Annotated in this window: 22 protein-coding genes and 1 pseudogene; 10 read left to right on the top strand and 13 right to left on the bottom strand. The window is 45.0% G+C overall.

Translation table 11 applies throughout. The annotated features are described in order from the left end of the window. Nucleotides 1-23 precede the first annotated feature (23 nt). Nucleotides 24-1,055 carry a polysaccharide pyruvyl transferase family protein gene (locus JQX68_RS20570; protein WP_040081212.1) on the top strand — a complete coding sequence of 344 codons (1,032 nt, stop codon included), beginning with the start codon at nucleotides 24-26 and terminating at the stop codon, nucleotides 1,053-1,055. 39 nt (nucleotides 1,056-1,094) lie between these two features. Here the strand turns inward: JQX68_RS20570 and JQX68_RS20565 are convergent, their stop codons facing one another. The 3 genes from JQX68_RS20565 to JQX68_RS20555 form a co-directional block, all read right to left on the bottom strand. Continuing rightward, nucleotides 1,095-2,672, bottom strand: coding sequence for a Na+/H+ antiporter (locus JQX68_RS20565; protein WP_040081215.1), 1,578 nt, complete (start codon nucleotides 2,670-2,672; stop codon nucleotides 1,095-1,097). 332 nt (nucleotides 2,673-3,004) lie between these two features. Further along, nucleotides 3,005-3,697 carry an LrgB family protein gene (locus JQX68_RS20560; protein WP_103031305.1) on the bottom strand — a complete coding sequence of 231 codons (693 nt, stop codon included), beginning with the start codon at nucleotides 3,695-3,697 and terminating at the stop codon, nucleotides 3,005-3,007. Then, complete coding sequence (locus JQX68_RS20555; RefSeq protein WP_041521462.1) at nucleotides 3,670-4,071, bottom strand: CidA/LrgA family holin-like protein; 402 nt, start codon at nucleotides 4,069-4,071, stop codon at nucleotides 3,670-3,672. The genes JQX68_RS20560 and JQX68_RS20555 overlap by 28 nt, the downstream gene beginning before the upstream one ends. A gap of 227 nt (nucleotides 4,072-4,298) precedes the next feature. Between JQX68_RS20555 and JQX68_RS20550 the strand changes: the two genes are divergently transcribed. Next, nucleotides 4,299-4,730, top strand: coding sequence for a MarR family winged helix-turn-helix transcriptional regulator (locus tag JQX68_RS20550; RefSeq protein WP_014666047.1), 432 nt, complete (start codon nucleotides 4,299-4,301; stop codon nucleotides 4,728-4,730). Between the two features lie 55 nt (nucleotides 4,731-4,785). Here the strand turns inward: JQX68_RS20550 and JQX68_RS20545 are convergent, their stop codons facing one another. Next, the gene (locus JQX68_RS20545) at nucleotides 4,786-5,856 is read right to left on the bottom strand and encodes an SDR family oxidoreductase (protein WP_205440431.1); all 1,071 of its coding nucleotides are present in this window, start codon (nucleotides 5,854-5,856) and stop codon (nucleotides 4,786-4,788) included. A gap of 129 nt (nucleotides 5,857-5,985) precedes the next feature. Here JQX68_RS20545 and yxaF point away from each other — a divergent pair, with 129 nt between their 5' ends. From yxaF to JQX68_RS21825, 3 genes and pseudogenes are all read left to right on the top strand, one after another. Next, entirely contained in the window at nucleotides 5,986-6,561 is a 576-nt protein-coding gene (gene yxaF, locus JQX68_RS20540; RefSeq protein WP_014666045.1) for a transcriptional regulator YxaF, read from the top strand. A gap of 91 nt (nucleotides 6,562-6,652) precedes the next feature. Beyond that, a complete protein-coding gene (locus JQX68_RS20535; RefSeq protein ID WP_040081224.1) occupies nucleotides 6,653-7,666 on the top strand; it encodes a quercetin 2,3-dioxygenase in 1,014 nt (337 codons plus the stop codon). A gap of 146 nt (nucleotides 7,667-7,812) precedes the next feature. Continuing rightward, nucleotides 7,813-7,956: pseudogene (locus tag JQX68_RS21825) on the top strand (DUF418 domain-containing protein); the annotation flags it as partial. A 33-nt stretch (nucleotides 7,957-7,989) separates the two neighbouring features. Here JQX68_RS21825 and JQX68_RS20525 read toward each other — a convergent pair. After that, the gene (locus tag JQX68_RS20525; protein ID WP_040081225.1) at nucleotides 7,990-8,445 is read right to left on the bottom strand and encodes an RDD family protein; all 456 of its coding nucleotides are present in this window, start codon (nucleotides 8,443-8,445) and stop codon (nucleotides 7,990-7,992) included. Between the two features lie 253 nt (nucleotides 8,446-8,698). Here JQX68_RS20525 and JQX68_RS20520 point away from each other — a divergent pair, with 253 nt between their 5' ends. Continuing rightward, on the top strand, nucleotides 8,699-9,124 hold the full coding sequence (locus JQX68_RS20520) for a DUF5391 family protein (RefSeq protein ID WP_040081227.1): 426 nt from the start codon (nucleotides 8,699-8,701) through the stop codon (nucleotides 9,122-9,124). 100 nt (nucleotides 9,125-9,224) lie between these two features. Further along, nucleotides 9,225-10,457 (top strand): outer membrane protein assembly factor BamB family protein, encoded by a 1,233-nt coding sequence (locus JQX68_RS20515; RefSeq protein ID WP_147772815.1) that lies wholly within the window; start codon nucleotides 9,225-9,227, stop codon nucleotides 10,455-10,457. A 43-nt stretch (nucleotides 10,458-10,500) separates the two neighbouring features. Here the strand turns inward: JQX68_RS20515 and JQX68_RS20510 are convergent, their stop codons facing one another. Continuing rightward, nucleotides 10,501-10,968 (bottom strand): RDD family protein, encoded by a 468-nt coding sequence (locus tag JQX68_RS20510; protein ID WP_147772751.1) that lies wholly within the window; start codon nucleotides 10,966-10,968, stop codon nucleotides 10,501-10,503. Nucleotides 10,969-11,174: 206 nt separating this feature from the next. Then, nucleotides 11,175-12,512: an aldehyde dehydrogenase family protein gene (locus tag JQX68_RS20505; protein WP_205440430.1), complete on the bottom strand. Its 1,338-nt coding sequence runs from the start codon at nucleotides 12,510-12,512 to the stop codon at nucleotides 11,175-11,177. A 142-nt stretch (nucleotides 12,513-12,654) separates the two neighbouring features. On the opposite strand from JQX68_RS20505, the gene JQX68_RS20500 reads away from it, so the two are divergent. Then, nucleotides 12,655-13,797, top strand: coding sequence for a TetR/AcrR family transcriptional regulator (locus JQX68_RS20500; protein ID WP_147772749.1), 1,143 nt, complete (start codon nucleotides 12,655-12,657; stop codon nucleotides 13,795-13,797). Between the two features lie 29 nt (nucleotides 13,798-13,826). Here JQX68_RS20500 and JQX68_RS20495 read toward each other — a convergent pair whose 3' ends face one another. Continuing rightward, nucleotides 13,827-14,648: an SDR family oxidoreductase gene (locus tag JQX68_RS20495; protein ID WP_147772748.1), complete on the bottom strand. Its 822-nt coding sequence runs from the start codon at nucleotides 14,646-14,648 to the stop codon at nucleotides 13,827-13,829. A 116-nt stretch (nucleotides 14,649-14,764) separates the two neighbouring features. Between JQX68_RS20495 and JQX68_RS20490 the strand changes: the two genes are divergently transcribed. Together JQX68_RS20490 and htpG are read left to right on the top strand one after the other, a co-directional pair. Continuing rightward, nucleotides 14,765-15,016, top strand: coding sequence for a hypothetical protein (locus JQX68_RS20490; protein WP_095431020.1), 252 nt, complete (start codon nucleotides 14,765-14,767; stop codon nucleotides 15,014-15,016). Between the two features lie 168 nt (nucleotides 15,017-15,184). Beyond that, the gene (htpG, locus tag JQX68_RS20485) at nucleotides 15,185-17,065 is read left to right on the top strand and encodes a molecular chaperone HtpG (RefSeq protein ID WP_147772747.1); all 1,881 of its coding nucleotides are present in this window, start codon (nucleotides 15,185-15,187) and stop codon (nucleotides 17,063-17,065) included. Nucleotides 17,066-17,108: 43 nt separating this feature from the next. Here htpG and JQX68_RS20480 read toward each other — a convergent pair whose 3' ends face one another. The 5 genes from JQX68_RS20480 to JQX68_RS20460 form a co-directional block, all read right to left on the bottom strand. After that, nucleotides 17,109-18,494: a sugar porter family MFS transporter gene (locus JQX68_RS20480; RefSeq protein ID WP_064671725.1), complete on the bottom strand. Its 1,386-nt coding sequence runs from the start codon at nucleotides 18,492-18,494 to the stop codon at nucleotides 17,109-17,111. A 117-nt stretch (nucleotides 18,495-18,611) separates the two neighbouring features. Next, entirely contained in the window at nucleotides 18,612-19,100 is a 489-nt protein-coding gene (locus JQX68_RS20475) for an HPP family protein (protein WP_240345579.1), read from the bottom strand. A 135-nt stretch (nucleotides 19,101-19,235) separates the two neighbouring features. Continuing rightward, nucleotides 19,236-19,811 carry a CGNR zinc finger domain-containing protein gene (locus tag JQX68_RS20470; RefSeq protein WP_481748479.1) on the bottom strand — a complete coding sequence of 192 codons (576 nt, stop codon included), beginning with the start codon at nucleotides 19,809-19,811 and terminating at the stop codon, nucleotides 19,236-19,238. A gap of 154 nt (nucleotides 19,812-19,965) precedes the next feature. Beyond that, nucleotides 19,966-20,271 (bottom strand): DUF2653 family protein, encoded by a 306-nt coding sequence (locus tag JQX68_RS20465; RefSeq protein WP_147772745.1) that lies wholly within the window; start codon nucleotides 20,269-20,271, stop codon nucleotides 19,966-19,968. A 3-nt stretch (nucleotides 20,272-20,274) separates the two neighbouring features. After that, nucleotides 20,275-20,919 (bottom strand): hypothetical protein, encoded by a 645-nt coding sequence (locus tag JQX68_RS20460; RefSeq protein WP_147772744.1) that lies wholly within the window; start codon nucleotides 20,917-20,919, stop codon nucleotides 20,275-20,277. Nucleotides 20,920-21,023: the final 104 nt, after the last annotated feature.

Here is a 21,023-nt window from a genome sequence, read left to right as displayed (position 1 = left end):
CATCCCAGAAGGAGGACGCAGATATGACTGTACAAGAAATCAAAGGCAAAAAACTAGTTAAAGGCATTGCGCCAAATGTGGAGCCGGAAGCTCTGTTAAATGATAAACGAAAAGTATTTTTGTTTGGTTCCCCTAGTTATACAAACATTGGCGACCAAGCGATTGCGTATGCGGAAGAGAAATTTATCAAAAATCATTTTCCGTATTATGAATACATTGAAATTATGGATTATGCGACGGATGAGGGCATTGAACTGGTGAAGGAGATCATTCGTGAAGACGATATTGTCTGCTTTACAGGCGGAGGAAACTTAGGAAACCTTTATCTCGATATTGAGGAAGACAGAAGAAAGGTCTTCTCGGCGTTTAAAGACTACAAATCGATTTCTTTGCCACAATCCGTTTATTTTGAGGATACAGAGGAAGGGCAGAAGGAAAAGAAAAAAACACAGGATGCGTACCATCAAAATACAAACTTAACGATTGCTGCGCGCGAGACGCAAACACTCGATGTGGTGAAAGAGACCTTCAACTCCAATGTGATCTTTACACCGGACATGGTGCTTTCCTTGGATATTGTGCCGCGAGAGCTCGAGCGGGACGGCGTTCTCTTTATTTTAAGAGCGGATAAGGAGAAAGTGACTGACGAAGATTTTATTTCACAGATGAAGAAATGGGCAGAAAAAACAACTTACACGGAGCGTACCGATACGGTGCTGGATACGGTCGACACCATCGATTACGCCGATCGTGAAAAGCATTTTATGGAGATGCTGGACCGCATCGGCTCCAGTAAATTGGTGATTACCGACCGCCTTCACGCGATGATTTTCTCGATTATCACGAAAACACCTTGCCTTGTCTTCGGGAACAGCTATGGCAAAGCCAAACATTCATACCGAGATTGGCTTGAAGGCTTAAACTTCATTGAGTATACGGATAAGAATGATGTTGAGGAGCTGGAGCGCATGATTGACCGCCTGCTTCAAGCAGATCCGAATGACGTTGATTTGTCTAAGGATTTTCAGCCGCTGATTGATTTTTTTAGATCATAAAGGAAAAAGCAGACTGCTGACAGTCTGCTTTTTTGTGTATTAATGATCGTCTTCCAAACGAACGATTTCATCAATGATCCGGGCTTGCTCTTGCTCAGCCACTTCGTTTGAGATGATATCTTCTTTTGATAGGTTTTCAATCGCTTGGTATTGAGCGTATAACGAATGTTTCTTCAAGATGGTTTGTTGTTTGTTTTTGAGTTCCGGATATGATTCAAATAATTGATTTGTTTGTTGATGCAGCTGGCTGACTTCTTCTTTGTATTGGTCTGTCAGTTCGCTGGAGACAGCTTCGTGTATAAGCAAATGATGTTTGGATTCCTGGACTTCTTTGATGGCGGTTTCTAAGCGATGTCCTTTTGCTAGCAGTTCCTCATATTCCTGATTACCTTCATCCTTTTGATTCACGCCTAACCGTTCAAGAAGCGGTTTGATGCTGAGGCCCTGGACAACGAGGGAGAATAAAACAACACTGAAGGCGAACACAAGAATGTCTTCACGCCCCGGAAAGTCTCTCGGCAGGCTCAGCACCAGTGCGATGGATAGAGAACCCTTCAGCCCGCCCCAATTAATCGTATGCTGCCATGAAGCCGGAAAGTTTTTGATAAAGGCCAGACTAATATAGACGGCGGCACTTCGGGCGATAAGCACAATCACAATCGCCGTAACGGCCAAACCCCATTTATCTGTGAGGTCAATTCTCGTAATCTCAAGTCCGACCATTAGAAAGACAAGGGAGTTCGCAAGCAAGGCGGCGACGTCCCAAAAGTTATTGATATTCAGCTTTGTCGTCGGGCTCATGCCGATGTTGGCGCCATAATTACCGAAAATAAGAGCGGCGACAACAACGGCGATTACCCCGGAGGCACCTGCCATTTCCGCCAATAGAAATGAACTGTAAAACAGAATGATACTGAAAATAATTTCTAAAGGGTAATCATCAAAGTACTTGGTGAGCTGGGAAAAGACATATCCAAGTATGCCTCCGATGATCAGGCCGAGAGAAATCACTTTGACAAACTCCCACAGGCCTAAACCGGCGCCTTGGATGCCGAGATCCAGATATGTCATCAAGTAAAAAGCGGAAATGTTGAACAGCACAACCGCCAGCCCGTCATTGAACAGGCTTTCTCCTTCAACGACGATCGAAAGCTTTTTCGGCGCGCCGACACTTTTGAATATGGATAGCACACTCACGGGGTCAGTCGCGCTCATCAGCGCCGCAAAAACAAACGCCGCAGGAATGGCCAGATGCATAAGCCACATGGAAGAAAAGCCGACGATCAGAAACGAGATGAGTGTACCGCCGAAAGCCAGTGCCAGAACGGGCCGTTTGTTTTCTCTCAAATGGGAAAAAGGAAGTTTCAGCGCCGCTTCTCCTAATAAAGCCGGCAAGAATAGTGTTATGATGACAAAGTTAAATACTTCTCCTTCAGTAATAAAATCTTTAAGCGGTTCTAAGAGCGGAATATGTACAAGTCCAATGATCGTTCCGACAATCACCAGTGCGATGGGATAAGGCTGCCTGCACTTCTTGGCAATCGCAGTGATTCCGGCTGCGATCATAACCAGCAAAAAACCCAGTTCGAAAATATGATGCAAGTCTAAGTGGTCCATTTGAACCTCCTTTATGTTAATCGTGCAACGAAAGAATTACCCTCATTTTGTGAATGATAAACATATCTTATGTAAGACAGCTCTATGTCAGTCTGGAGAAAGCAAAAAAGCAGGCAATTTGCCGGCTTTTGGTTTCTTTATTCTATAAGCCAATGGAATTTACTGCACTCGACACATGAGCACGAACTTTATCAAATGATAATTGACCCTTCATTTTTTCAGTGACACTGTCAATCGCTTTTCCTGACATAATATTTAATGATCAGTTTCCTATCTCCGCGTTACGATTACACACAAAAAAAGACTGCCCTCCGCCGGGGCAGTCTTTCTTGTTAAATATGAAACAGCCAGACGACGATTGGGCCGAAGAATGAGCCGAGCACCGCACAAAGCGTCATGGAGACGGAACTCATGGATACGGCCAGTTCCCCATATTCCAATGCTTTGGAGGTGCCTAGTGCATGGGAGGCGCTTCCTAATGCAATGCCTTGTCCAAGGGAGCTGCGTATGCGAAGCCATTTTAGGAAAAGCGGCCCGAGGATGACGCCTGAAAAACCCGCTATCATGACAAATACGACTGTCATGGAAGGGACGCCTCCTAGACCGGCGGCGATTTGAATAGCGACAGGGGTTGTGATCGACTTTGGCAGAATGGATAATAAAAGATCATGATCAATCCCGAATGCTTCTGCGAAGACCAGCCCGCTGATCATTCCCATGCATAATCCGACCAGGACGCCGCCTAGAATGGGAATGTAATGTTTGACAATGATATGCCATTGTTTATAAAGCGGATAGGCCAGCGCCACAACAGCCGGCCCAAGCAAAGAATTGATCCATTTCCCCCCGATCATATAGCCTTCATACGAAACATGGAACATGATCAAAACCGCTACAATCAATATGGTCGTTGTCAGAACAGGGATCAGAAATGGAAGCGGGAATCGCTTATAAAGTTTGGCCATCGCTACATAAGCGGCCACTGTTAAAAGAATTATCATGATTGCGATACATGCTTGCTGCATTTCTCTTTCTCCTCACGTTTTTTTGCTTTTTTCTCTAATAGCTGGCTGGCGAATCCAGCCGCAATGATGGTGACGATGGTGCTGAGTACGACTGTAATCAGCAGCATCAGACCATTGAATGAAATAAGTGACGGATAGTTCATCACTCCTGTCATGGCCGGAATGAACAATAATGGAAGAAAGGACAATAAAAACCCTGCTCCGTCTTCAATGATGGAGACGGGGACAATACGGAGGCCCAGGCAGATCAGCAGCAATACCAATCCGACGATGCTTCCTGACACAGGTAAATGAAACAGGTGCTGAAGGGCTTCCCCGATCATAAAAAATACATATAATATCAACACTTGCAAGATAACTCGTATGACTTTCACATCAAGTGCTGCTCTCCAATGAGAACAGCTTCCTCCTTTCTGGTGACTTGCTTCTAGGATGGTTCTGAGGAATCGCTTTACTTTCTATTTATATGATTGTACTATACAAGTATAATAATTGATTTGGTCATATAACGACTTGTATTCATTCAGTTAATATACATTTGTATTATACAAGTATATATGATGTTGTCAATGACGGAGATTGGAATGGGGAGCGAGAGCGATTGCGAAAACAAAATCCAGTTGAATTAATTGAATATGAGCTGACGACTTTTATCAGGAGAGCCGTTTATCTGGATCAATCAGAGAAAAGAACAGGGAAGTTAGAGAGATCTTCGTACTTATTGCTGAGACAATTGGATGAGTTTGGCCCTGCTCGTGTAAAGGAATTGGCAGAATCGTTCAAGCTTGATATTTCTACTCTTTCGAGACAAGCAGCTGCATTAGAGGCAAAGGAGCTTATCCATCGCTTTTCAGATCCATCTGATGGGAGAGTCAGCCTGTTTACCATTACAAAACTCGGTAAACAAATTTTAAAAGCCGATCAGCAAAAGCGCCTTGAACGTTATGAACAGATGCTGCAAGAATGGTCAACACAGGAAAAAGAGATATTCGGCGAGCTGCTGCAGCGTATGAACAAGGCTTTTATTGATTAACAGCTAAAAACCCATGGTTCGATGGAACAGCATGGGTTTTTCTTATGGGCAGAGATTATTTGCATCGTTTGGCGGCAGCCCAAGCCACTAGTCCGGCAACAACAGCCGCCGATACAATCGGGCGCTTCGTAGCCTTCGTGTAATAGCTCCTTGACCGCATCCATCCTTTATTTGTGCCCCTGTCATGCATGCCGTAGCCCGCTTCATAAAGTGCGCTTTCTTCTCGCGGGTTGGACGGTCTTTCTGCATGCTGGCTGTGATACATGATTTTTTCCATCAGTCTGTCGGTCAGACGAGGGAAAAGCGCGCCCAGCATGGCGATGGCTTTTGCCTGTGACCCGATATACATGTCGCGCTTAGGGTGTTCGGCGGCAAACAGGATGGCTTCGGCGACTGCTTCCGGCGGATAGATCATGGAGCGGTAATGAGCCGGCTGTTTGTCAAGGTAGCTGTGTGCGTGCTCGTTATAAGGTGTGTCGATTCTGCCCGGATGTATGAGCGTTACCGAGACGGGCGCCTGATCCTTTTCGAGTTCCATTCGGATGCTTTCCGTCCAGCCGTGAAGCGCGAATTTGGCTGACGCATATGTGGATTGAATGACCGTTCCCCTGTCTCCGAACAGGCTTCCTACATTAATAAGTGCGCCCGGCACGCCTCTGCCGGTGTAGTGTTTGACAGCAGCTCTTGTTCCGTAAACGGGCCCCCAGAAATTTGTGTCAAACAGCCGCTTCATGTCTTCGACGGTGACATCCATGGCATGTCCGAAAGTCGAGACGGCCGCATTGTTAACCCATGTGTCAAAGCGGCCAAATGTGCTGATTGCGGTTTCGGCGATGCGATTGACGTCCTCTTCTTTTCCGACATCCGCCTTCACCCATATGGCGTCGTGCCCTTTATCCTTTAGTTCATCAGTGAGCTCCTTCAACGCATCTTCATTTCGCGCTGCTGCCACGACCTTTGCGCCTTTTTCAGCTGCCATTCTCGCCGTGACAAGTCCGATACCGCTTGAAGCGCCGGTAATGACAATCACTTGATCCTTGAGTTTTTTCAGTTTGATCTTCGTTTTCAAGCCGGGGTTCTGTTGTTCAATCTGTTCTGTATTCGTGACTGAATAATCGTTTGCCATTGAGATCCCTCCTAGAGGCTGTTTTTTAACATTTACCCCATCCGGGAGGGTCTTACCCCTTTTGACAATCACAGGGTTCTTTTTTATATTATATAAGTCGCTCTACCATACCTAGGAGGGAATGTTTTAATGACTAGCAGAGGAGATTCACGTGAAAAAATCCTTCACACGGCGTCACGTCTGTTCCAGCTGCAAGGATATCACGCGACAGGTTTGAACCAGATTGTGAAAGAAAGCGGTGCTCCTAAGGGATCGCTCTATCATTTTTTTCCGAATGGCAAAGAAGAATTAGCAATTGAAGCGGTTACATATACAGGGAAATTGATTGAACATCTGATACAGCAAAGCATGGAGGAGTGCTCTGATCCAATAGAAGCGATTCAGTTTTTTATCAAAAAAACAGCCAGCCAATTCGACAACACAGAAAGCATTACAGGTATTCCAGTCGGTTTGCTGGCGAGTGAGACAGCGTTAATCAGTGAACCGCTGCGGACGGTTTGCATGAAGGTGTTTCAAAGCTGGGAAGCGGTTTTTGCCAGAAAATTAATGGAAAACGGGTTTGCAGAAGAAGAGGCAAATCAGCTTGGAATGCTGATTAATTCGATGATTGAGGGCGGTATCATGCTTTCGTTAACGAATAAAGACAAAACGCCCCTTCTTCTCATTGCCGAACAAATACCAGTGCTGGTGAGAAAAAAAGGGTAGCATTTTGTTATCCTTTCTCCTACAATTATATAGAACGGTCTAGTCAGAAAGTTTTAGTATATAGACTGGTCTAAATTGGAGGAAACGATTTATGAAAACATTATGGAAACATTCATTGCCTAAAGAAAAAATGCCGTATTTGCTCCGGAGCGGGGAAGGCGAGCGTTATCTGTTCGGCAGACAGGTTGCCACGGTGATGGCGAATGGAAGGAGCACGGGCGACCTGTTTGAGATCGTGCTGCTTTCCGGGGGAAAAGGAGATGCCTTTCCGCTTCATGTCCACAAGAATACGCATGAAGGAATTCTCGTTTTGGACGGGAAGCTTGAGCTGACGCTTGATGGAGAACACTATTTACTGATATCAGGTGATTATGCCAACATTCCGGCGGGGATACCGCACAGCTACCGGATGCAGAGCCACAGAACAAGACTGGTGTCTTACACGATGAGAGGAAACGCAGCCCACATGTATTCCGTGATTGGGAATCCGTATGATCAGGCTGAACATCCGCCGTTCGCAAGCGAAGAAGTGCCAAACGAGCGATTTGCAGAAGCTGCCGCTGTAGCGGACATTGTATTTTTAGATGAAGAAAAGCCTGCATGTTCGGCAACATTAGCGGAACTTACAGAGCTTCCGGATGGAGCTGTTCCATACGTTCTTGAATCTGGAGAAGGAGATCGATTATTGACGGGAGATCAGCTTCACCGTATTGTGGCTGCCCAAAAAAATACAGACGGCCAGTTTATCGTCGTAGTATCGGACGGCCCTAAAGGCGACCGAATCGTTGATCACTACCATGAACATCATACAGAAACATTTTATTGCCTTGAAGGTCAGATGACGATGTGGGCAGATGGCCAGAAAATTCAGCTGAACCCGGGAGATTTCCTGCATGTCCCTGCAAATACCGTTCACTCCTATCGACTGGATTCTCATTATACAAAGATGGTGGGTGTCTTGGTTCCAGGATTATTTGAACCGTTTTTCCGGACGTTAGGCGACCCTTATGAAGGCCACATTTTCCCAAGTGAGCCTCAGGCTTTGCGCTTTGATCGCGTTTTGCAGAATATTGAAGCGTTGGATTTAAAGGTAATAAAACCATAAAGATGACAGGATTGTAAGGTTTTCATGACTGCCTGACACCTAAATCGATGGTTCCGTGCTCCTTTTTTTCATATTCTAAAGGTACAGAAAAAAGGAGCGTGATGGCTATGTCTTCATTACAGCCGACTTTGGCAAATGAGCGGATCGGTGTGCTCATTACGATTGCTGTTTGTGCTGCTCAAATGGTCTTCAGCCACCTGTGGCTTCGCGTCTTTCGAATGAGTCCGTTTGAGTGGCTGTGGAGAAGCGCTACGTATCTGTCGTGGCAGTCTATTATAAAAAAACAAAAGTCTAGACGCTTATTGGCGCTAGACTTTTTTGTATTATTTATACACGACACGTGTTTTGCAAATGATGTCATGCAGGCCTTTTTTCTCACCAAAGGCGATCATGATAAACCCAATATAAAAGATGATGCCAGATAAGATATAGGCAAAGTAACGGCCAATTGCCTGGCCGATAGAAACCCGTTCACCTTGTTCATTGACCACCTTCAGGCCAAGAATTTTTTTTCCGAGTGTGCCTTGCATTTTAGATGCTGTGAGCAGTCCGTAATATAACACACTGATGACGATCATGATCAGCATAGTTGGCAAAAATGCAATCGTCATGTATGTCACCATATACTCCTCTTGGGTCATGTAAGGGTTTGCTGCCACAGCCCCAGCTACAAACACAGAATTGATAATAAATAGAATAATATAACTAGGAACAGATACAATAATGCCGTCAATAAAATAAGCTAAAAAACGAATCCAAAATCCTGCTGGTTTTTCCATGTATTTTTCTCTCTCCTCTGAATTAATCTGGAATAGTATACTTTGAAAAACATGTACATGCAATATGATATGGTGATAAAATCCTGATATTACAGAAAAATGAGTCTTTTATCCTTTGTTTTTTACTATATAAATATACTAGAAAGAAGCCAGCGTTTGCTTGTGTAATCTGGAATTTATTAATAAATAATGAATTTTCTACTCAGCTCCCTTATAATGAAAAGGTTAATATTTCTATCTGAGGAGGAGTTTGATGTCTAGAAAAAACAGCGTGGCGATCATGACAGCCATTTCTGCGTTTCTTTTTTGCGCTGTGATCGTAGCGGCTTCACTTTCGCCGCTGGCCGGGACGGGAGCGGCGTCCAATCAGTTTAATTCAGTTGGCATGTGGTCATCTGTCGGGATGATCCTTGTCTTGTATTTCATTCCTTTTCTCATTTATATGCTCGGAGTAGATGCGATGAGATATGTCATGGCGGTGCTTTGCGGCTTTGGGCTGCTGATCCATTTGTCTTCGGCCGGTTTTAGCTTGATGTTTAGTTTCTTTAGTGACCACCTGCTTTCTGAGATGATTTTTGTGGTCGGGGTTAGTCTCGCTGCGGCTGCTGTCAACGTTATTTGGTTTGTGGCTGCATTTCGTTCGGGTGCTGAAAAAACGTCTGTGCATACTCTTACATAGTTTTCTAGTTTGTGATGGTTTTGTGAAGTAGAATGAAAAAATGGATGAATATGTTATGATGGTCACATATTAGAAAATACATATAATGGGGGTCTCAATGATGGTTAAGTCATTTCGAATGAAAGCTCTGATAGCGGGAGCTGCGGTGGCGGCTGCTGTTTCGGCCGGCGCTGTTTCTGATGTGCCCGCTGCCAAAGTGCTTCAGCCGGCAGCTGCTTATGCGGCGGAAACGGTGTTTTCTCAAAATAATGAAGCATCCGGCTTTTTGACAGGAAGATATGATGTACAAGCGATGGCGCCTGCCATGTTTAACTGGTCACGTGAAAGCCGGTTCGCCGGAAATACAGACGGGACGCTGAAATGGCAAAACGACATCAGAACGACTCCGCAGAATGGAGCGGGGGCTGTGATTGACGGAGACGGCACAGTATATCTTCATTCCAGAGACGGGGAAATGAAAGCCTTTAATCCGGACGGCTCAGTCAAATGGGTGACAGGCAATTTGGGAAAAACGTTCACACAATCCCCTGTACTCGGAACCAACGGCGTTATCTATCTGGCATCTTATGATAAAAAAATTTATTTTATCGACAAGGAAACGGGTGAGATTTTAACAACGGTTCCGTTAAGCGGCGGGCCAAGCTCTGAAACGGTGATCGGTTCAGACGGCACGTTGTACTTCTCAACACTTGATAATTATGTTCACGCGGTCAAACCGACGTCCAAATCAACTTGGACAGAGCGCTGGAAGTTGAAAACAAATGGTGTCGTCAGCTCTGTGCCGGTGCTTGCCAAAAACGGCACCGTGTATGTCGGCACATACAATAACGTGTTTTATGCGATCAATTCCGGAACCGGACAGGTGAAATGGTCCAGAACGACGTCAAATGCGTTTAAAGGATATCCGGTGATTGATAAGGATGGCACTGTTTATGCGGGCAACCAAGACGGACAGCTGTATGCGTATACGTCAACAGGCAGCTTAAAATGGACATTCCCGCTGAACGGGTTCTCAAGTTCATCGCCTGCGATCGACCATAACGGCAACATCTATATCGGCTCAGGAAGCGGCGAGCTGTTTTCCATCAGCAAAAACGGGGATATGAACTGGTCATTCTACACAGACCGCCCTGTCAGAACGGCGCCGCTGATTGATGCGAAGGGAACGGTTTATTTCGGGTCAGATGATATGAAGGTCTATGCGGCGGACGCAAACGGCAATGAATTATGGAGCTATCAAACCGACAGCAACGTCGTGTCATCTCCGCAGCTTGCTGAGGACGGAACACTTTATATTGGAAGTTATACGAAGCTGATGGCTTTTGGGAAATAGAGAACAGGCTGGCGAGGTGATCTCGGCAGCCTTTTTTTGGGTATCAATCAAGATGTTTATTTTTATAGATCACCTTTGTCCCGCAAATATAATCGTGTAATGCCAGTTTAGAGGGGAAAGCCGCCATAATGTAACCGATATACAAAATTCCTGATGGTATGTAAGCGAAAAAACGGCCAAAGCTGTGCCAAAATGAAATTCGCTCGCCATACTGATTGACAACGATGATACCCATAAGTTTTTTGCCTAGTGTTGCTTGCATTTTTGAAGAAGTCAGCAAGCTATAATAAAGAATGCCGAAGATATATATGATGGCGATAACAGGAATCGTCCCGAATATCAGGATATAAAATTTATATTGATCTTCTGTCATATAGGAGCTTCCTGCATCAATGAGAGGCAGGACAAGGAAGGTGTTAATTTGGATCATAATAAAAGCAAAAAAATAGATAATTAAATCATCAATAATAGAGGCAACTGCCCGAATCCAAAATCCAGCTGGCTTTTCCATGTATAATATTCTCTCCTTTGAAGTTTTCTGGGATATTATACGTTAGAGGCTGCGCGGTTTCAATGAGATATACTAGAGGAATTTGGTCTCGTAGTGAAAATGGTATTTTATAACTATATATTTCTTTATTTTTTCCTTTTTGTCTTTAGGTGAATAGAATGATAAAAAAAGAACCTGCAAGTTAATGCAGATTCTCTTCACTACAATTATTCAGCGGCCTGAATAAATACACCCTTCTCATGAGAAAACTCTTTGAATCCGTATACCCCATGATAGGAGCCGATTCCGCTTGTGTTGACGCCGCCGAACGGCAGGTTGACGTCGCTGAAGTGAACGACAACATCATTGATGGCGGCATTCCCTGATGTCGTGTGCTGAAGGACGTTGTCAATCAGGTCTTGGTTTTTGCTGAACACATAAAGTGCAAGCGGTTTATCGCGGTCATTTACGTAATCGATGACCTCGTTGATGTCTGCATAGTTCATCATTGGCAGAATCGGTGCGAAGATTTCCTCCTGCATGATTTTCATATCAGGCGTGACGTTTTTCAAAACGGTTGGCGAGATCGTGCGGTCGCTGGCATCAAATACGCCGCCGAACACGACTTCCGCCCCTTTTTCGATGGCATCGTCGAACAGGTCTTTGACGCGGTTGAAGTTGCGGTTATTGACAATCTGCGTAAATTTGCTGCGGTCTGGGTTGCGATCATCCTCCATAAATCCTGCGTTGACAATTGTTTGTAAAATGCCTGCGAACCTGTCCTGAACGTCTTTTTTAATGAACAGGTAATCAGGTGCAATGCAGGTTTGGCCGGCGTTTACGAATTTGCCGACAGCGATTTTTTTCGCTGCGTCCATGAGATCGTATTCGCTGTCGATAATCGTTGGGCTTTTGCCGCCAAGCTCAAGTGTGACAGATGCCAAGTGTTTGGCCGCCGCTGTCATGACGATTTTCCCGACATTTGTGCTTCCAGTGAAGAAAATATGGTCGAACGGCTGATCAAGAAGCTCGGTTGCCACCTCAACCTCCCCTTCAAAAATCGCGACTTCTTTTTCATCAAACGCGTCTCTGATCACTTTAGCGGCAATGTTGCTTGTGTTCATCGTGAAATCGGACAGCTTCACAATCGCGCTGTTTCCGGCTGCGAGAGAAGCGGCAAGCGGCGCCATCGTCAGCATAAACGGATAGTTCCACGGGCCGAGGATGAGTGTGACGCCTTTAGGCTCGTACATAAGAATCCCGTTTGCCTCAGGGCTTAACGATGAACCGACTTCCTTAGGCGCCATCCATTGTTCCAGGTTGTTCATATTATCTCTGATCGCTTTTTTCGTTCCTTCGATTTCCGCTTTTTTGACCTCGTGATATGGTTTGCGGACGTCTTTGCGGATCGCTTCGATGATTTCTTCCTCATGGGCGATGACGGAATCTAAAAAGCGCTGAAGCTTTTCTCTGCGCTGTTCAGCTGTTGAAGCACGCAAGGCTTTTTGCTTTTTTTTCTGAAGCTGAAAGACACGCTGGATGTCGTCCTTTACTTTCTGTTCCATTGTAAGATCCCCCTCATTTGCTTTCTTCTTTTCTCGGACCTATTATAAGGTGGTACCTTTTTTATAAGAAAGACAACGGTGAACCATCTATACGTTACCGTACATATATTGAACAACTGTCTAATGATTGGAGGTGTCTTTTGTGCCGGAATCTGCCGAAGCTCAAGTGAAACAGGCGCTGCTGACTTTATTGGAAGAAAGAGATATGCAACATATCACAATGAAAGAAATCGCTGAAAGGGCCAAAGTGAGCCGCGGGACGCTCTACCTTTATTATGAGGATAAGTTTTCAATCATTGAGGATTTAATCGAAGACATGAAGGAAGGGCTGGGTAAAGCGCTTTTTGATGCTTTCAGTCATTTGGATACCCTCCACTTGAACAAAAAACGGCAAACGGTGCATCCGACGCTGTCCTTTGTTCACGAGCATCGATCCTTTTTTTCTGTGATGATGAACAGAGGGCATTTCCATCGTTTTTTTAAGGATGTGTTTCAGCATGATGTGCTGCTGGCTCCGATACATGTGAATTTGACGCCGATCGAACGAGAAATTTACGGACATTACCGGGCCTTGTACACATACGCAATTATCCTGTATTGGCTGAATGAGGATGCGGCCGCGGCTCCGGAAGCTATCAGCCAAAAGGTATGGGAGCTTGTTTCTCAAAAGAGATTTTATTGGCTGTTTGGACAAGCTGTGCCAGGAGAGCGAGAGAAGGACAAGCCAATCGACAGGCGGGTGGTTCGAACGAGAGAGGCGCTCCAGCAGGCATTTCTGGACGTATTGGCGGAGAAACAAGACTACGCGGGCATCACGATTTCGGATATTACGCGTAAAAGCAATATCCGCCGCGCAACTTTTTATGATCACTATGCCAGCAAAGAGGAATTGCTGCATACCATGATTCAGCAATCATGTGCGGAGATCATTGATCACCTGACGATTGTCTTCAGCCCGAATACGTTTTCCTTAAAGGAAGCGGAGAAGGCGCTAGCCAACCTGCTTTCTGATTTATCAAACATGCCCATTGTTCATTTTCTTAATCGGGAATGGAGTGTTCCTCATGTGATACCCGAGTTGCTCAAAGCGTTGGAATCATTTTATCTGCATCAGCAAACTAATATTCCTGCGGAGAAAAAGCTTTATGCCTATTATGTATCGGCGATGATTATCGGGCTGATTTTGTATCGGCTGGATGAAGGGAAGGCGCATCCGCCGGAAGTGCTGGCGAGGGAGTTTTTGCAGTTTTTGGATGTGAAGAAGTATAAAGTTGTATTGCTTTGAAAGACGAAAAGAGAGGGGGATCCCCTCTCTTATTTCGTTTCTTCCTTCCACTTCTCATCAATCAGCATCTTCCCAGGCCATGTATACGCCATGATGCCGCCGTCTGCGGTGATGTCTTCTCCTGTAACGTATGAGCTGTCGTCTGACGCGAGGAACAGCGCTACTGTTGCCATTTCCTTCGGCTGGCCGAGGCGCCCGAGCGGCGTGATCCATTTGTTGGCTTCGCGGAATGTTTCACCCATTTCCTGTTCTTTGGTGCCTGCTAATTTGTCAATCAGCGGGGTTTCGATCGTACCCGGCGAAATGGAGTTGACGCGGATGCCGTCTCGTGCGTAGTCGATGGCCATCGCCTTTGTCAGGTTGGTGATTCCGCCTTTTGCCGCGTTGTAGCCAGAGCGGTCGAGGTCCGCGGCCCGGCCTGACATAGAGGAGGTGTTGATGATGGAGCCTCCTTTTTCGAGCATGAGCGGAATCAGATATTTGCTGCAAAGGAACGTGCCGCGCAGGTCAACGGCGATAATGCGGTCAAACAGGTCAACCGGATATTCATGCACCTTTCCGCCCTCCTGATCAACGCCGGCATTATTAAACAGAATATCAATTGTTCCGCATGCATCCTTAATTTGGTCAGCAAATGCTTTCACACTGTTTTCATCTGACACATCGAGGTGAAAGGATTCGGCCTGTCCTCCGTTTTTTCTGATTGCGTCCACTGTTTCTTCCATTTGATCTGTATTGATATCTCCGATCATCACGCGCGCGCCTTCATTGGCAAAAACCTCTGCCGTCGCTTGACCAATGCCTGTCGCGGCGCCTGTGATCACTGCTGTTTTGTTTTCAAGTCTTCCCATGATACGAGACCTCCTTTTACTATTTGTCTTCCCGCTATGTGCAGTCATAAACATGCGAGAAAAGGAATGCCAGCATATGTTAAGATGGATTAGAAATTGTTGGGAGGTTTGCAAGTTTGAAGGTACAGCATAAGAAGGAGCTCAAATTTTATTGCTTCGTGACCATTCCAGCTGCATTTGTTGTGCTGACTGTCATCTCTTTTGTATTGCAAGAGATTACGTTTCCGGTGACTGCAAGCGCATTTCTAGGTGCTTCATGGCATAATCTATTGTTTTTGATACCGTTCGGTTTGTTTTTCTATCCGGTGCATATATGGATGAAGCGGGAGTTTGGCCGTTGGAATGACCCAGAAAAAAAGAGAGGATGATGAAGCCTCTCTTTTTTTATTAGAATGAGTGTGAAAAAGAGTGAAAACAAGCCCAACTAATGTTAAATTTACATATATATGCATCTATCAATCTAATTGACAATTGTCACCGTATGTGATAAATAGATGCTGAAAAGGGTTTACATAACGTTAAAGGAGCGATCAAGAGTGGCGAAAAAAGAGTTTAAAGCAGAATCTAAACGCTTGCTGGATATGATGATTAACTCCATTTATACCCAAAAAGAAATTTTCCTGCGCGAGTTAATCTCCAATTCAAGTGATGCAATTGACAAAATCTATTACAAAGCGCTGACGGACGATGCGCTTACGTTTGATAAAGACAGTTACTACATAAAGGTCGCGGCTGACAAAGATGCGAGAACATTAACCATCTCTGATACGGGGATCGGAATGAAAAAGGATGAGCTGGAACAGCACCTCGGCACGATTGCAAAAAGCGGTTCCCTCGCATTTAAAAAGGAAAACGAGCTGAAAGACGGGCATGACATTATCGGACAGTTCGGTGTCGGTTTTTACGCGGCGTTTATGGTTGCCGATGTTGTGACAGTTATCAGTAAGGCACTTGGCAGCGAGGAGGCTTATAAATGGGAGTCTGCAGGTGCAGACGGCTATACGATTGAGCCGTGTGAAAAGGATTCTGTCGGTACAGACATTATCCTGAAAATCAAAGAGAACACAGAAGATGACAGCTATGACGAGTTTTTAGAGGAATATCGTTTAAAAGCGATCATCAAGAAGTACTCAGACTTTATTCGCTACCCAATCAAAATGGACACAACCATTAATAAGCCGAAGGAAGGCAGCGAAAATGAGTTTGAAGAGGTGCAGGAAGAGCAGACGGTCAACAGCATGGTGCCGATCTGGAGAAAGAACAAAAGCGAGCTGACAGATGAGGACTACGAAAAATTCTATGCTGAAAAGCATTACGGATTTGATAAACCGCTGACACACGTTCATATCAGTGTGGATGGAGCGGTTCGCTACAACGCGATTCTATTCATCCCTGAGAACATGCCGTTTGACTACTATTCCAAGGAATATGAAAAAGGCTTGGAGCTGTATTCCAATGGCGTGCTGATCATGAATAAGTGCGCAGATCTGCTTCCGGATCACTTCAGTTTTGTGAAGGGCATGGTCGATTCTGAGGATCTGTCGCTGAACATTTCCAGAGAAATGCTGCAGCATGACCGCCAGCTGAAGCTGATCGCGAAAAACATCAGCAAGAAAATCAAAAGCGAGCTGCAAAACCTGTTGAAAAAAGACCGCGAGAAATACGAGACGTTCTACAAGTCGTTCGGCAGACAGCTGAAATTCGGCGTGTACAATGATTTTGGCGCGAATAAGGATCAATTGAAGGATCTCCTATTATTCTACTCTTCAAAAGAGAAAAAACTGGTCAGCTTAGATGAGTACGTTTCCAGAATGCCAGAGGAGCAGAAATACATTTATTACGCGACTGGTGATTCATACGATCGCATTGAGAAACTGCCGCAAACAGAAATGGTGGCGGATAAAGGCTATGAAATTCTCTACTTTACTGAGGACATCGATGAGTTTGCGATTAAAATGCTGGCATCTTATCAGGAAAAAGAATTCAAATCCGTATCAAGCGGAGACCTTGGCATAGACACGGATGAGGATCAGAAGCAGTCCGAGGAAGAGGAAAGCAAGTATAAGGATCTATTTGAGGAAATGAAAAACATTCTGTCAGACAAGGTGAAAAACGTCAGAATCTCAAAACGGCTTAAATCACATCCAGTTTGCCTTGCTGCTGACGGCGAAGTGACAATTGAGATGGAAAAAATCTTAAACGCGATGCCTGACAGCCAAAATGTAAAGGCGGACAAAGTGCTGGAAATTAACCCGAATCACGAGGTATTCCAAACGCTCCAAGACGCGTTTGCACAGGATAAAGAAAAGCTGAGCCTATACACAAACCTTTTATACAATCAGGCGCTTCTCATTGAAGGCCTGCCGATTCAGGACCCTGTTGAATTTACGAACAATATTTGCAAGGTCATGGTGTAAACAGAAAAAGGAATCGTCCCATAAGGAGACGATTCCTTTTTTTTTATAATGTACGCTCATTCAGCATTTGGTTTTGGGTGCTTTTCTTCTTTTTAAATCGGTTTTTCAGGCTTGCTTCAATTTCCTCCAAGCTTCGCCCTTTGGTTTCCGGCACCATGTAGAAAGCGAAGAAAAATGAGAGAAGACAAATGACTGAGAAAACCATAAAGACCCATGCGATGCCCATTGCACTTAGCATCAGCGGGAAGACGAGCGACACGATCAGGTTGGCTGCCGATAACACCAAAGTCGTGAACCCTGTCGCGGCTCCGCGCGCTTTGGATGGGAAGAGCTCAGGCATGAGCACCCACACTACCGGACCCCATGTCGCCTGGTAAAAGACGATATAGACGCCGAGAAAGACTACTGTCATCCACGCTGTTGATGCGGAAAGCCCCAGTGTCAGGAGCACGCCTGATAAAGCAGCAAGGCTCAGTGTAATGCCGACACTTCCCCAGATCAGAAGTTTTTTGCGTCCGACACGGTCAATTAAAATCATGGCAGTGATACACATGATGACGTTAAGGACGCCGATTCCCATTGTGCCGAGTGCGGAAGCTGACGTGCCAAGACCGGCCTTCGTAAAAATGGTCGGCGCGTAGTAGATGACCGTGTTAATGCCGACAGCCTGCTGGAAAATAGCTAGGCCGACGCCAATCAGAAGCATAGGGCGAATCCATTTGGCTTTTAGGACGCTGAGTGTCGTTTCTTTTTTCTCTGCTTCTCCTTGCTTCATCTCTGCCAATTCCATTTCGATGTCTTTGGGATCATGAGTGATGTTCATGATTCGTCTCGCTTCTTCTTCACGGCCGCGCTTCACGAGCCATCTTGGCGATTCCGGCATGAATGCGATGCCGATTAATAAAAGCACGGCAGGCACCGCGGCCAGACCGACCATCCAGCGCCACGCTTCAAACGGTGTGAACAGGTAGTTCACGATATAGGCGAGCAAAATTCCTGTGACGATCATTAAGTTGTTCATTGTGCCGAGTGTACCGCGAATTTTTGTCGGTGCCATTTCTGAAAGATATACGGGCACAAGCGCCGTTGAACCGCCGACGGCCAATCCGAGAATCACCCTAGATGCAATCAGCATGCCGATTGTTTGAGAAAATGCGCAAGCGAGCGCTCCGATAATGAAAATGATGGAAAGGACAAATACAACCTTTCTCCTGCCCCAGCGGTCTGAGCATGTGCCGCTCAAAGCCGAACCGAAAATCGCGCCAAGGAGCAGCATGCTGACAACCAATCCTTCTGTCAATGTCGTTAAAGGAATATCGTTATTGATAAACAGGAGTGCCCCGGAGATAACGCCTGTATCGTAACCGTAAAGCAGTCCCCCTAAAGCGCCGAAAAAGTAGATCATATATTTCCTTGTGTCTTTCTTCACAAATGTCTCCTCCTCAGTTGTTGAGCCAATGAGTAACTAAAAATATGTAACAAAGTTAATAGATTAGTACCCATTTCCTATCTCATTTGAAACATTTGTTTTGAAAAAACGGAAACTTTAAAGCCAAAAGGCGGGGTATTGGCGATCTTTGCGTAAGTTATTAATAATGAGAGCGATAATCACGATGATGACAGACCCAATGAGCACGGGAAATACTAAATAACTCCAAGCATATGCCCCTTGAATGACAACAATCGGGTCGGCGCCGGCAGGAGGATGAGTGGTTTTGGTCAGCATCATCAAGCAAATGGCAAGCCCTGTCCCCAATGCAAAGGTCCATGGATGGGCGCCGAATATGTGAAGGACAACAATCCCGGTAAGCGCGGAAATAAAATGGCCGCCAATCACATTTCTCGGTTGTGATAATGGAGCATTCCAAGCGCTGAAGACGAGCACACAGCTTGCTCCAAAAGGCGCCATTAACCATAAGCTTGATGTATAAGCGGTAAGTGAAGCGAGTGTCAGTATGGTTATAAATCCTCCGATAAGCCCTGTAACAGCGTCTTTGCCGTTTACCCGTAAAGGCGTTTTTCCTGTCCCTTTCATTTTTAAAAAGAAGTTGTTTTCCAAATTTATCCCTCCAGTATATTTAGAATAATAGGTAAATACTAACCTGTCAATTTTATTTTTAGAGGTTAGTTTTTCAAAACAATAAAAAACCGTTCGCTGGGGAACGGATTCTTACTCATGATTTATTTTTTTCTGATGGCGTGAGACCTTATGTCTGTTGCCGCATATCTTCATGGAACACCATTTTCGTCTTCCTGTTTTATCAAGAAATAGCAAAATGCACTTTTCATTTGCGCACCGTTTCAGCTGTTGGATTTCTTTTGTGTGAATCAGCCATAACGCATCGTAAGCGATAAGCGATAAAATGGAATCATCTGGTTTTCCATTCGGGATGCGGGCAAGTTTGTCATCTATGATTTGATAAGAAAAAGGAGCGGCGGTGATTTGATCTTGCAGGAAAGAGATAAAAGCTGGGGAAGGTTCACTGCCCTCGGCGATACACTCAAAGTGTTTTCTCAACTCAGCCCGGAATTGATGAATTCGCTGCAATTGTCCCCGGACTTCCTGTAGCGTCAAAGAACTGAGAAAAGGAGCTGTTTCTCCCATTATTTCAAACCATGTCATCAGGTCTTTTTCTGACGGGATGAGCTCGTGCCGTTTATCATAGCTTACGACTTCAGTATTCACAAGATCGACAGATAGGTTATGTGTGATAAGAGGGAATTGAGCATTTGCCATTGTGATCATTCCTTTCAAAATTATTGTAAGCGCCAAAACCTTTTTTACGCAAGGATATGAATAAAGGGAGGTTTTGCATGTGATCTCTCAGATGGTGTGCTCTTCCTGTTTGTCGGGGAGAAGCATCAAAAAACCTTACTCGCGCGGAGTAAGGTTTTGGTTTTTATTCGTCCTCGTTGACGAAAACCAAGGCGGAGAAGCCTTTTTTCTTATCAAATTGCAATTCAACGACGGTAACGTCCGGATTGAAGTTGTGGTATTCCTCTAAGAACTGAATAATGCCTTCCGAAATGTCATCTGACATAAGCTGCTTGTGGTGCAGGCCAAATGTGGCTTCAGCGAAGAATCCTGTACGCTTGTTGTAGGATAGTTCTTTTACTTCAACGTCTTCAGGGCAGATATTTTCTTCATTGGAAATATACACGCAAATTCCGTCTACCATTTCTTGCTCATTTAATATTAATCTCATTGCCTAAAATCTCCTTCTGTACGTCTTCGGTGCTTTAAATGCGCGAATCAGTGCGAACACAATGATTAAAATAACGATCAATGCGATGATATCAACGATCCAGGCAATGGGGGAAGCGCCATAAGAAACATAGCCTGGGCCTCCGACTGGATGATAGGTGTAACCCCATGGGTGCATCATACTGATCATGAACATCCCCATTGTAAATCCGCTATAATATCCAAACCATCCTGATGGCGCGAAACCTGCGTGATAGTAATGATTGACTGAAACATAACGTCCGCCAACATAGGCTTTAGTCGTTTTCCCGCTGTATGTCTTTCCGCTTACTTTTGATGTAGCGCCGGAAAAGGTGCCTGACGATTTTTTAGCGCTTGATGAGCTTGCCTTTTCCGATGGCTTCTTTTTCAGCGAAACTGATGATGAATCGTCAGACTTGGATTTTTTGCTAGAAGAGCTTGATCCTGAGCTGTAGCTTGACTTCGGGCTGGATTTATAGCTTCCGCTGTATGATGGGCTTGAACTTCGGCTGCTGTAACTAGATGATGAGCGGCCGCTAAAGCTTTTTGCATGAGAAATCGTTGATGGCAGCAGTACACCTAAAGCAACAATTACTGCGACTAAGGCTTTTACATATTTAAGTTTCATTCTGTTTCCTCCATAGACCGCCGAAACGGCCTGCTATTCTGAGCTGCGAATCAAAGAAGCTGGATCAGCTTTTTTGATTGATATGAGTCTATATTTCTAGGTGA

Source organism: Bacillus sp. LJBS06, from assembly GCF_016924995.1.
GTDB lineage: Bacteria > Bacillota > Bacilli > Bacillales > Bacillaceae > Bacillus > Bacillus stercoris.
Note: the sequence above shows the minus strand (reverse complement) of the source record. Positions and strands in the feature narration are given on the sequence as shown.

What these genes read in the sequence shown, in the direction of transcription:
- JQX68_RS20570 (WP_040081212.1), top strand. Translation starts at nt 24, where the DNA reads ATGACTGTACAAGAAATCAAAGGCAAAAAACTAGTTAAAGGCATTGCG.
- JQX68_RS20565 (WP_040081215.1), bottom strand. Translation starts at nt 2,672, where the DNA reads ATGGACCACTTAGACTTGCATCATATTTTCGAACTGGGTTTTTTGCTG.
- JQX68_RS20560 (WP_103031305.1), bottom strand. Translation starts at nt 3,697, where the DNA reads ATGCAGCAAGCATGTATCGCAATCATGATAATTCTTTTAACAGTGGCC.
- JQX68_RS20545 (WP_205440431.1), bottom strand. Translation starts at nt 5,856, where the DNA reads ATGGCAAACGATTATTCAGTCACGAATACAGAACAGATTGAACAACAG.
- yxaF (WP_014666045.1), top strand. Translation starts at nt 5,986, where the DNA reads ATGACTAGCAGAGGAGATTCACGTGAAAAAATCCTTCACACGGCGTCA.
- JQX68_RS20535 (WP_040081224.1), top strand. Translation starts at nt 6,653, where the DNA reads ATGAAAACATTATGGAAACATTCATTGCCTAAAGAAAAAATGCCGTAT.
- JQX68_RS20525 (WP_040081225.1), bottom strand. Translation starts at nt 8,445, where the DNA reads ATGGAAAAACCAGCAGGATTTTGGATTCGTTTTTTAGCTTATTTTATT.
- JQX68_RS20520 (WP_040081227.1), top strand. Translation starts at nt 8,699, where the DNA reads ATGTCTAGAAAAAACAGCGTGGCGATCATGACAGCCATTTCTGCGTTT.
- JQX68_RS20515 (WP_147772815.1), top strand. Translation starts at nt 9,225, where the DNA reads ATGGTTAAGTCATTTCGAATGAAAGCTCTGATAGCGGGAGCTGCGGTG.
- JQX68_RS20510 (WP_147772751.1), bottom strand. Translation starts at nt 10,968, where the DNA reads ATGGAAAAGCCAGCTGGATTTTGGATTCGGGCAGTTGCCTCTATTATT.
- JQX68_RS20505 (WP_205440430.1), bottom strand. Translation starts at nt 12,512, where the DNA reads ATGGAACAGAAAGTAAAGGACGACATCCAGCGTGTCTTTCAGCTTCAG.
- JQX68_RS20495 (WP_147772748.1), bottom strand. Translation starts at nt 14,648, where the DNA reads ATGGGAAGACTTGAAAACAAAACAGCAGTGATCACAGGCGCCGCGACA.
- JQX68_RS20475 (WP_240345579.1), bottom strand. Translation starts at nt 19,100, where the DNA reads ATGAAAGGGACAGGAAAAACGCCTTTACGGGTAAACGGCAAAGACGCT.
- JQX68_RS20470 (WP_481748479.1), bottom strand. Translation starts at nt 19,811, where the DNA reads ATGATCACAATGGCAAATGCTCAATTCCCTCTTATCACACATAACCTA.
- JQX68_RS20465 (WP_147772745.1), bottom strand. Translation starts at nt 20,271, where the DNA reads ATGAGATTAATATTAAATGAGCAAGAAATGGTAGACGGAATTTGCGTG.
- JQX68_RS20460 (WP_147772744.1), bottom strand. Translation starts at nt 20,919, where the DNA reads ATGAAACTTAAATATGTAAAAGCCTTAGTCGCAGTAATTGTTGCTTTA.